Source organism: Rhodobium orientis (assembly GCF_003258835.1).
Taxonomy (GTDB): Bacteria; Pseudomonadota; Alphaproteobacteria; order Rhizobiales; family Rhodobiaceae; genus Rhodobium; species Rhodobium orientis.
This window is the reverse complement of record NZ_NPEV01000234.1, coordinates 1-236: the sequence shown is the minus strand read 5'-3', so window position 1 is coordinate 236 and position 236 is coordinate 1. Positions and strand designations below refer to the sequence as shown.

The following is a 236-nucleotide window of genomic DNA, read 5'->3' as shown; positions in this document are numbered from 1 at the left end:
TAAACATCGGGCCGAAAGGATTTACCGGCGAGAAATACGGAGGAGCCGCCTATTGGGATACTGAGGCGTACGCCGTTCCGATGTATTTGGCGACGGCAGAGCCGGAGGTGACGAAGAATCTGCTTTTGTACCGCTATCATCATTTGGAGGCAGCAAAACGGAATGCCGCCAAACTGGGGCTGAAAGGAGCCCTTTATCCGATGGTCACCTTCACAGGCGATGAATGCCACAATGAA

The 236-nt window shown here is 53.0% G+C and carries 1 pseudogene; it reads left to right on the top strand.

Annotation, left to right across the window (positions count from 1 at the left end):
• Positions 1-236 (top strand): annotated as a pseudogene (locus CH339_RS25995) (glycoside hydrolase family 65 protein); the annotation flags it as partial.